This is a genomic window from Nonomuraea aridisoli (assembly GCF_003236395.1).
Classification (GTDB): Bacteria; Actinomycetota; Actinomycetes; order Streptosporangiales; family Streptosporangiaceae; genus Nonomuraea; species Nonomuraea aridisoli.
Map to the genome: position 1 here is coordinate 1 of NZ_POUD01000347.1, position 8,631 is coordinate 8,631.

The following is an 8,631-nucleotide window of genomic DNA, read 5'->3' on the forward strand; positions in this document are numbered from 1 at the left end:
CCCCGGGAACGCCCCCGCCTGCCACGCGGGATGGGTGAACCCGCCCACGACCCCCATGACGACGCCGAGCACGAACAACATGCCGTACGCCGCTCCGCCGAGGGCCGACTCGGCCTGGCTGCGTTGCTCCATGTCGAACGAGGTTAGTCGATCCCGGCGAACAGATCGTTCTCACGGTTGTGAGGTTCGCCGAGCCCCCCGGCCTCGACGGGCGGCCCCGCGACCGGCGGGCCGGGCACCCCGATGGCCAGCGTGTAGTGCTCGACGCCCAGGACCTCCTGGCCGATGTTGTTGGACAGCGCGAACCAGGTGCCGCGCACGAGGATCTGGGTGGCGTGCGCGCGCATGGCCTCGATCTTGTTGCCGAGCCACGGGCGGGCGTCGATCTCGGTGGTGACGACGTCGTCGGGGCTGCCGAACGGCATGTCGCCGACGTCCTGGATGATGAAGCCGAGGTTGGCCTCGCGCAGCCCCTCCACGCCGCGCCGCATCACCGAGCGCGGCATGGCGGTGTGGTAGAACTTCGCGATCTGCCAGGGCTCACCCACGCCGAACCCGGGCTTGGCGGCCAGCTCGTACGCCCGGCGGGCCACCCGGTGGGCCTGGATGTGGTCGGGGTGGCCGTAGAAGCCGTTGTCGTCGTACGTGACGAGCACCTGCGGGCGCACCTCGCGGATGACCTTGACCAGCTCGCCCGCCGCCTCGTCGAGGTCGGCCTGCCAGAACGCCTTCGGATGCTCGTTGGAGGCGGCGCCCATCATGCCCGAGTCGCGCCAGCGCCCCGGCCCGCCCAGGAAACGGTGGTCCTCGACGCCCAGCGCCTGGCAGGCCGCGGCCAGCTCGCCGATCCGGTACGGCCCCAGCGAGTCGTCGCGGTCGGCGGCCAGGTGGGCGAGGTCGTTCGGGATGATCTCGCCCTCCTCGCCGAGCGTGCAGGTCACCAGCGTGACGTGGCAGCCCTCGGCGACGTACTTCGCCATGGTCGCGCCGGTGCCGATCGTCTCGTCGTCCGGGTGGGCGTGCACGAACAGGAGGCGGCGATCAGTCATAGCCACGAGAGTAACAATGGCGGCGTCCTGGCAGGATTGTGCCCATGAGTGAGAGCTTCCCGCGCCTGTCTGCCCGGACCCGCAGGTTCACCCTCGGCGTTCCCCGGGGCTTCACCATCTCCCCCGACGGCAGCCGGGTGGTCTTCCTGCGGACGAAGTCGGGCACCGATCCGGTGACCTGCCTGTGGGAGCTCGACACCGACACCCACGTCGAACGCCTGGTGGTCGACCCCCGCACGCTCCACCCCGACGAGGAGGACCTCCCGCCGGAGGAGCGGGCGCGCCGTGAGCGCAGCCGCGAGGCCGCCGGCGGCGTGGTGGCCTACGCCACCGACACCGCGGTGACCAGGGCCTGCTTCGCGCTGTCCGGCACGCTCTACGTGGCCGACCTGGCGAGCGGCCGGGCGCACCGGCTGGAGACCCCCGGCCCGGTCATCGACCCGCGCGTGTCCCCCGACGGCCGCCTGGTCGCGTACGTCACCGGCGGCGCCCTGCGCGTGCAGGACCTCGGCACGCGCGAGGACCGCGCGCTGGCCGAGCCGGAGTCGGAGACGGTGACGTACGGGCTGGCCGAGTTCATCGCCGCTGAAGAGATGGACCGCATGCGCGGCTACTGGTGGTCGCCCGCGGGTGACGCGCTGCTGGTCGAGCGGGCCGACGAGGCGCCCGTGCGGGTCTGGCACATCGCCGACCCGGCCAACCCCGACCGCACGCCCGCCGCCCAGCGCTACCCGGCCGCCGGCACGCCCAACGCCGTCACCGAGCTGTTCGTGCTGGGGCTCGACGGGTCGCGGGTGGCGGTGCCGTACGACGAGGAATACCTCGTGACGGCGGCGTGGGACTCCCACGCGCTGTCGATCGTGACGATGACCCGCGACCAGCGCACGATGCGGCTGTTCTCGGTCGATCCGGCGAGCGGCGCCTCGACCCTGGTGCGTGAGGACACCGACCCCGCGTGGGTCGACGTCGTCAGCGGCGTGCCCGCCCACCTCGACGACGGCTCGCTGGTGTGGGTGGCCAACGGCGAGGGCGGCCACCGGCTGTTCGTCGGCGACCGCGCGGTGACGCCGCCGACGCTGCAGGTGCGCGCGGTGCTCGACGTCGACCACGACAGCGTGCTGTTCAGCGCGAGCGGCGACCCGACGGAGATCCAGCTGTGGACGTGGGACGGCCACTCGCTGCTGCCCGTCTCGACCCGGTCCGGGGTGTTCTCGGGGCGGATGGCGGGCGGCGTCGGCGTGCTGACCGAGCAGAGCCTCGAAGCGGAGGGCGTCTCCACCACGGTCGTGCGCCGCGACGGCATGGCGGTGCCGATCCCGTCGTTCGCCGAGCGTCCCGGGCTCGACCTGCGCGTCTCGATCGGCCGTTCCGGGCGGCGCGAGCTCGCCACCGCCGTGGTGCTGCCGTCCTGGCACGAGCAGGGCTCTCGCAGGCTGCCCGTCCTCATGGACCCGTACGGCGGCCCGCACGCGCAGCGGGTGCTCAACCGGCGCGGCGCGTTCCTGGAGAGCCAGTGGTTCGCCGAGCAGGGCTTCGCCGTCATCGTCGCCGACGGCCGCGGCACGCCCGGCCGGGGCACGGCGTGGGAGCGGGCGGTGCTCAACGACCTCGCCACCCCCGCGCTGGAGGACCAGATCGACGCCCTTCAGGGCGTGGCCGAGCAGTACCCCGACGACCTCGACCTGACCCGGGTGGCCATCCGCGGCTGGTCGTTCGGCGGCTTCCTGGCCGCGCTCGCGGTGCTGCGGCGGCCCGACGTGTTCCACGCGGCGGTGGCGGGGGCGCCGGTGACCGACTGGCGGCTGTACGACACGTGCTACACCGAGCGTTACCTCGGCCACCCCGACGAGCAGCCCGACGTCTACGAGAAGTCGTCGTTGTCCGCCGACGCGGCCAAGCTGGAGCGCCCGCTGCTGCTGGTGCACGGCCTGGCCGACGACAACGTGGTGGCCGCCCACACGCTGCGGCTGTCGTCGGCGCTGCTCGCGGCGGGGCGCCAGCACAGCGTGCTGCCGCTGTCGGGGGTGACGCACATGACGCCGCAGGAGGTCGTGGCGGAGAACCTGCTCCTGCTGCAGGTCGACTTCCTGAAGAAGGCGCTCGGCTGACCTTTACCGGAGGCGGCGTTACGCCGGGAAATTTCCGAGTATGTCCTGGTTATGCACGCAGTTGACGAACGCCTCCACAGGACGTCCCCCATCCGTTCGCTCCGGCTGGGGGACGCCACGGTCACGTACGTGCCCGACGGCGAGGTGCGGCTCAAACCGTACGGCTGGCTGCCCCAGTCGACGGAGCTCGACTGGCGGGACGGCGCGGGCTACCTCGCCGACGACGGCAACCTGGTCGCCTCGGTCGGCGTGCTGCTCGTCGAGCACCACGGCAGGACGCTGATGATCGATGCCGGGCTGGGCCCGGTGTTCCGCCCCGACGACCCGGGCAACCTCATGATCGGCCTCGTCCGCGGCGGCGAGCTGCTGGACCACCTCGCCGAGCTGGGGCGCCGACCGGCGGACGTCGAGGCGGTGGCCATCACCCACCTGCACTTCGACCACGTCGGCTGGGCCGTCCACCCCGTGCCGGGCGGCGGGGCGGCCTTTCCCGAGGCCGCGTACCTGGTGTCCGCGCCCGAGTGGGAGCACCGCCGCCTGAGCACCATCGAAAGCCATCGCGTCGAGCTCGACGTGATGGCGCCGAGGGTGCGCACGTTCGGCGACGGCGAGGAGATCTTCCCCGGGGTACGGGCGATGCTCACGCCGGGGCACACCGCCGGGACCACGACGTACGTGATCGCCTCGGGCGGCCTGCGCCTGGTCGTCTCCGGCGACGTCATGCACAGCCCGGCGCAGATCCGCCACCCCGACTGGACGACCAGCGCCGACGTCGACCCCGTCCAGGCGGCGGCCAGCCGGCGCCGCGTGCTGGAGGAGCTGCTGCGGGCGGACACCCTCGGCTGCGGCGGTCACTTCGCCGACGTGATCTTCGGCCGCCTCACCGACACCCCCGCCGGCCTCTCCTGGCAACCCGCCCTCTGAAAAAAGTTCCCTCTATCGGGAAATTTCCGGCAGGCGTAGCTGAGCTCGCCCGCGCTCCAGGCGAAAGGGCTCTATCTGCTGTCGGGCCTGCAGCGGCGGATCGCCGACGAGCTGCTGAAGGCGTTCCCCGGCGAGCTCGATCCGATCACCGCCGCCGCGATGACAGGAGCGCTGCTGGGCGCCTTCGAGCAGGCGTGCCTGGCCAGCGTCCGGCTCGGCCGGACGCAGGAGGAGCTGTGGGAGGCGTCCCGGCACGGTCTCGACGTCGCCCTGCGCGGGCTGCTCTCCGTACGTCCCGAGGACGCCGCCCGAGGAGAGGAACCGGCTTGAGCACGGAAGGGAAGGTCGGCGTGCCACGGCTCGCCCGCGACGCCCGGCGCGCCCTCCGGGAAGGCCCGGCGGCGATCGAGCGGCGGCAGCGCGCCCGGCCGGCCGAGCTGGTGGCCCACGCCCGCGCCCGATCGTCCTACTACCGCGAGCTGTACGCGGGCCTGCCGGACCGGGTCGACGACCCCGCGCTGCTCCCGGTCACCGACAAGAAGACGCTGATGGCCCGCTTCGACGACTGGGTCACCGACCGCCAGGTGACCCAGGAGAAGGTCGAGGCGTTCGTGGCCGACCCGGAGCTCGTCGGGCACCCGTTCTGCGGCCGGTATCTCGTGGTCACCACCTCCGGCACCAGCGGCCTGCGCGGCCTGTTCGTCCAGGACGAGCGGGCCCTGACCGTGGGCGTCGCCGTCGGCTTGCGCGGCGGCGGGCTGTCGGCTCGCGACGTCCTGCGCACCGTCGCCCGCGCGGGCAGCAACCCAGATTTGCTGATCAGCAACCTCGCCAACCGGGTCCAGCCGGTGCTGCGCTACGACCTCGGTGACAGCGTCATGGTCCGGCCCGATCCCTGCCCGTGCGGCAGCCCGCTGCCCGCCGTCCAGGTGCAGGGCCGCGCAGCCGACCTGCTCACCTTTCCCACCGGCAGCGGGGAGCAGGTCGGCATCTCGCCCATGGCCTTCGGCGCCGCGCTCGACGTGCTCGGCCTGCGGCAGTACCAGATCCGCCCCGTGACGGGTCAGGAGGGGCCGCCGTGCCAGCTGCGCCACAGCGCCGCGTACGAGCCGTCCGCCGCCACCAGCTCGTCGTGCGGGCCCAGCTCGCTGATCCGGCCGTCCTCCACCACGGCCACCCGGTCGGCGTCGTGGGCGGTGTGCAGCCGGTGGGCGATCGCGATCACCGTACGGCCCTCCAGCACGGCCGCCAGCGAACGTTCGAGGTGGCGGGCGGCGCGCGGGTCGATGAGCGAGGTGGCCTCGTCGAGCACCAGCGTGTGCGGGTCGGCCAGCACGAGCCGGGCCAGCGCCAGCTGCTGCGCCTGCGCCGGCGAGACGGCGTGGCCGCCGGAGCCCACCTCGGTGTCGAGCCCGCCGGGCAGCTCCTGCACCCAGTCGAGCGCGTCCACCGCCTCCAGGGCCGTGCGCACGGCCTCGTCGGAGGCGTCGGGCCGGGCGATGAGCAGGTTGTCGCGTACGGTGCCCTTGAACAGGTGGTGCTCCTGCGTGACGAGCGCGACGTGGCCGCGCAGGTCGTCGAGCGGCAGCTCCACCAGCGGCACCCCGCCCACGGTCACCGCCCCCGTGCGCGGGCCGTGGATGCCCGCGAGCAAGCGTCCCAGCGTGGACTTGCCCGCACCCGACGGACCCACCATGGCCAGGCGTTCGCCGGGCCGGACGGTGAGCGACACGCCGTGCAGCACGTCGCGGCCCTCGCGGTAGGCGTAGCGGACGTCGGAGGCCTCCAGCAGCTCCCCGGACGGCCGGGCGGAGGTGGCCGTCCGGTCGTCGGGCACGTTGGCCACGCCCAGCAGCCGGGCCATCGACGCCGCGCCGACCTGCAGCTCGTCGATCCACATGAGGAAGCGGTCGAGCGGGTCGATGAGCTGCTGGGCGTACAGCGTGGCGGTGGTCACCTGGGCGAGCGTCACCCAGCCGGAGGTGTAGAACAGGCCGCCGGCCAGCAGCGCCGCCACCACCGGGATCACGTAGCCCAGCTCCACGGCGGGATACCAGGTGGTGCGCAGGCCCAGGGTGTAGCGCTCGGCCGCGTACGAGCCGGCTATGTCGCGGTCGGCGCGCTCGCGGCGCCGCTCCTGCAGGCCGAACGCCTCGACGGCGCGGGCGCCCTCGACGGTCTCGGCCAGGCCCTCGGTGAGGTCGGCGTAGGCGGCGTTCTCGCGCAGGTAGCCGTCGCGCGCCCGGCGGAGATACCACCGGGTGGAGATCGCGATGACCGGCCCCGCGATCAGCATGGGCAGCATGAGCAGCGGGCTGACCAGCAGCAGCGCGCCGATGGTGATCACGAACGTGACGAGCGCGATGAGCGTCTCCGGCACGGCGTGGCGCACGGTGCGCGACAGGGCGTCGACGTCGCGGGAGGTACGGGTGATCAGGTCGCCTGAGCCCGCCCGCTCGACCGTGGACAGCGGCAGGCCGAGCACCCGGTCGACGAACTCCTCGCGCAGCTCGGCCAGCACCAGCTCGCCCAGCCGGGCCGAGGCCATCACCGCGAACCGCACCAGGACGCCCTGCAGCAGCAGGAACGCCGCGATGCCTGCCGCCACCCAGGCCACGTGCACCTCGGCGCCGTGCTGGACGTCCTCCACCAGCTCGCCGAGCCGCCACGGCACGACCAGCCCGGCGACGGCGGCCAGGCCGTGCAGCGCCAGGGCCACGGTGAGCCGGCGCGGGTACTTGAGCGTCAGCCGCCGGGCGTAGGCGCGTACCTGTTTACGGTCGGCGACCGGCAGGATCTCGCGGGCCATGGGTCATTCCTCCCCGCGCGTGACGGTCGCGGCGTATTCGGGTGAGCCGTCCAGCAGCTCGCGATGGGTGCCCTCGGCCCGTACCCGGCCGTCCTGGACGTGGATGACGTGGTCGGCGCGGTCGAGCACGAGCGGGCTGGTGGTGCAGATCAGGGTCGTGCGGCCGGTCCGCGCCTTGGCCAGGCGTTCGGCGATGCGGGCCTCGCTGTGGGCGTCGACGGCGCTGGTCGGCTCGACCAGGACGAGCACGTCGGGGTCGGCCAGCAGCGCCCTGGCCAGCCGGAGCCGCTGCTGCTGCCCGCCGGAGAACTCCCGGCCGCCCTCCGACACCACCGAGTCGAGCCCGTCGGGCAGGGCCTCCACGATGTCGGTGGCGCAGGCCACGTCGAGGGCCTCGCCGATCTGCTCGTCGGTGGCCACGCCGCGGACGTCCAGCTCGTCGCGGAGCCGGCCGTTGAACAACCGGGCGCCGTTGTCGGCCACCAGGATCCTCGTACGGACCTCGGCGAGCGGCAGCGTGCGCAGCTCCGTGGCGCCGAACGTGACGTCGCCGTCGGCGTAGCGGCCGAGCCGGTCGGCGACGGCGATGGCGTCGCCTGGGGTGCTCGCCGCGAGGGCGGTGAGCGAGCCGGGCTGGACGGTGACGCCGCTGAAGGTGTCACGCAGCACGCCGCCGTCACTCCGGCCTGTGCCGCCGGTCACCTCGGGGTCGATGGACAGGATCCGGATGACGCGCCCCGCGGCCACGTGGCCCTTCGTGATCCGGTCGGCGGCCTCGGTGAGCGTGCGCATCGGGCCGATGAGGAAGACGGCGTACAGGTAGAACGAGACGAGCTGGCCGGTGGAGATCTCCCCCGCGACCGCGAACGACGCGCCGACGCCGGTGACGAGCGCGATGAGCAGGCCCGGCAGGACGACCTGGGCGCCTTCGAGCACCGACTCCACCGAGGCGACGCGTACGCCCGCCCGCCGTACGCGCTGGGACTCCTCCCGGTAGCGCTCGGCGAACACCTGCTCGCCGCCGATCCCTCTGAGCACACGCAGCCCGGCGACGATGTCGGCGGCCCGGGTGGACAGGTCGCCGGTCAGCTCGCGGTGGCGGTGCTGGCGCCGGTGCAGGGGGCGCAGCAGCGGCCCGACGGCGGCGGCCATGAGCGGCACGCCGAACAGCACGAGCAGGCCGAGCTGGAGCGAGGTGGAGATGAGGATCACGGTGACGGTCACGATGGCGACGACCGAGCCGGTGCCGCGCAGCAGGATGTCCATCGAGCCGCCGATGTGGGCGATGTCGGAGTTGCCGACGCTGACGACCTCGCCGGTGGACAGGCGCTTGGGCAGCGTCGCGCCGAGCCTGGCCGCTTGGCGAGTGGTCAGCTGGACGGTGCGGTACGCGGCGGCCAGCCAGCAGTAGACGGCCATCCGGTGCCGCATGATCCCGGTGAACGCCTGCACCAGGCCGAGCCCGAGCAGGATCGCCGACCATCGCAGCAACGCGCTCGTGTCCTTCGCGGTGACGGCCTCGATGCCCTTCCCGAGCACCGCCGGCATCAACGCCTGGACCAGCCACCACAGGGTGGCGAAGCCGATGCCGGTGAGCAATGGAGCCGCCTGCCGCCGCGCGTTCCACCACAGGAAGCGGATCGGGCTGCGTAGGTCGGGCAGGCCGGGATCGGCCTCAGGAAGGGAGCGCATAGCCCGTCAACCTTGACAACCCACCCCCACCCCCGGCAAACCATTTTCC

At 73.2% G+C, this 8,631-nt stretch carries 7 protein-coding genes; 3 read left to right on the forward strand and 4 right to left on the reverse strand.

Going from position 1 to position 8,631, the window contains the following annotated elements:
- Positions 1-143: 143 nt before the first annotated feature.
- Positions 144-1,049 (reverse strand): N-acetyl-1-D-myo-inositol-2-amino-2-deoxy-alpha-D-glucopyranoside deacetylase, encoded by a 906-nt coding sequence (gene mshB, locus C1J01_RS43255; RefSeq protein WP_111184841.1) that lies wholly within the window; start codon positions 1,047-1,049, stop codon positions 144-146.
- A 44-nt stretch (positions 1,050-1,093) separates the two neighbouring features.
- Here mshB and C1J01_RS43260 point away from each other — a divergent pair, with 44 nt between their 5' ends.
- From C1J01_RS43260 to C1J01_RS50610, 3 genes are all read left to right on the forward strand, one after another.
- Complete coding sequence (locus C1J01_RS43260) at positions 1,094-3,157, forward strand: S9 family peptidase (RefSeq protein ID WP_111184842.1); 2,064 nt, start codon at positions 1,094-1,096, stop codon at positions 3,155-3,157.
- A gap of 51 nt (positions 3,158-3,208) precedes the next feature.
- A complete protein-coding gene (locus C1J01_RS43265; RefSeq protein ID WP_111184843.1) occupies positions 3,209-4,081 on the forward strand; it encodes an MBL fold metallo-hydrolase in 873 nt (290 codons plus the stop codon).
- A 159-nt stretch (positions 4,082-4,240) separates the two neighbouring features.
- Positions 4,241-4,411, forward strand: coding sequence for a hypothetical protein (locus tag C1J01_RS50610; protein ID WP_181449287.1), 171 nt, complete (start codon positions 4,241-4,243; stop codon positions 4,409-4,411).
- Positions 4,412-4,550: 139 nt separating this feature from the next.
- Here C1J01_RS50610 and C1J01_RS43275 read toward each other — a convergent pair whose 3' ends face one another.
- The 3 genes from C1J01_RS43275 to C1J01_RS43285 all read right to left on the reverse strand — a co-directional run bounded on the left by C1J01_RS43275 (position 4,551) and on the right by C1J01_RS43285 (position 8,582).
- Positions 4,551-4,916, reverse strand: coding sequence for a hypothetical protein (locus C1J01_RS43275; RefSeq protein ID WP_146615939.1), 366 nt, complete (start codon positions 4,914-4,916; stop codon positions 4,551-4,553).
- A gap of 228 nt (positions 4,917-5,144) precedes the next feature.
- Entirely contained in the window at positions 5,145-6,890 is a 1,746-nt protein-coding gene (locus C1J01_RS43280) for an ABC transporter ATP-binding protein (protein ID WP_111184845.1), read from the reverse strand.
- A 3-nt stretch (positions 6,891-6,893) separates the two neighbouring features.
- Positions 6,894-8,582: an ABC transporter transmembrane domain-containing protein gene (locus C1J01_RS43285; protein ID WP_111184846.1), complete on the reverse strand. Its 1,689-nt coding sequence runs from the start codon at positions 8,580-8,582 to the stop codon at positions 6,894-6,896.
- Between the last annotated feature and the right edge of the window lie 49 nt (positions 8,583-8,631).

Coding starts and splice junctions, on each gene's coding strand:
- C1J01_RS43280 (WP_111184845.1), bottom strand. CDS start 6,890: ATGGCCCGCGAGATCCTGCCGGTCGCCGACCGTAAACAGGTACGCGCC.
- C1J01_RS43265 (WP_111184843.1), top strand. CDS start 3,209: ATGCACGCAGTTGACGAACGCCTCCACAGGACGTCCCCCATCCGTTCG.
- C1J01_RS43260 (WP_111184842.1), top strand. CDS start 1,094: ATGAGTGAGAGCTTCCCGCGCCTGTCTGCCCGGACCCGCAGGTTCACC.
- C1J01_RS43285 (WP_111184846.1), bottom strand. CDS start 8,582: ATGCGCTCCCTTCCTGAGGCCGATCCCGGCCTGCCCGACCTACGCAGC.
- C1J01_RS50610 (WP_181449287.1), top strand. CDS start 4,241: ATGACAGGAGCGCTGCTGGGCGCCTTCGAGCAGGCGTGCCTGGCCAGC.
- mshB (WP_111184841.1), bottom strand. CDS start 1,049: ATGACTGATCGCCGCCTCCTGTTCGTGCACGCCCACCCGGACGACGAG.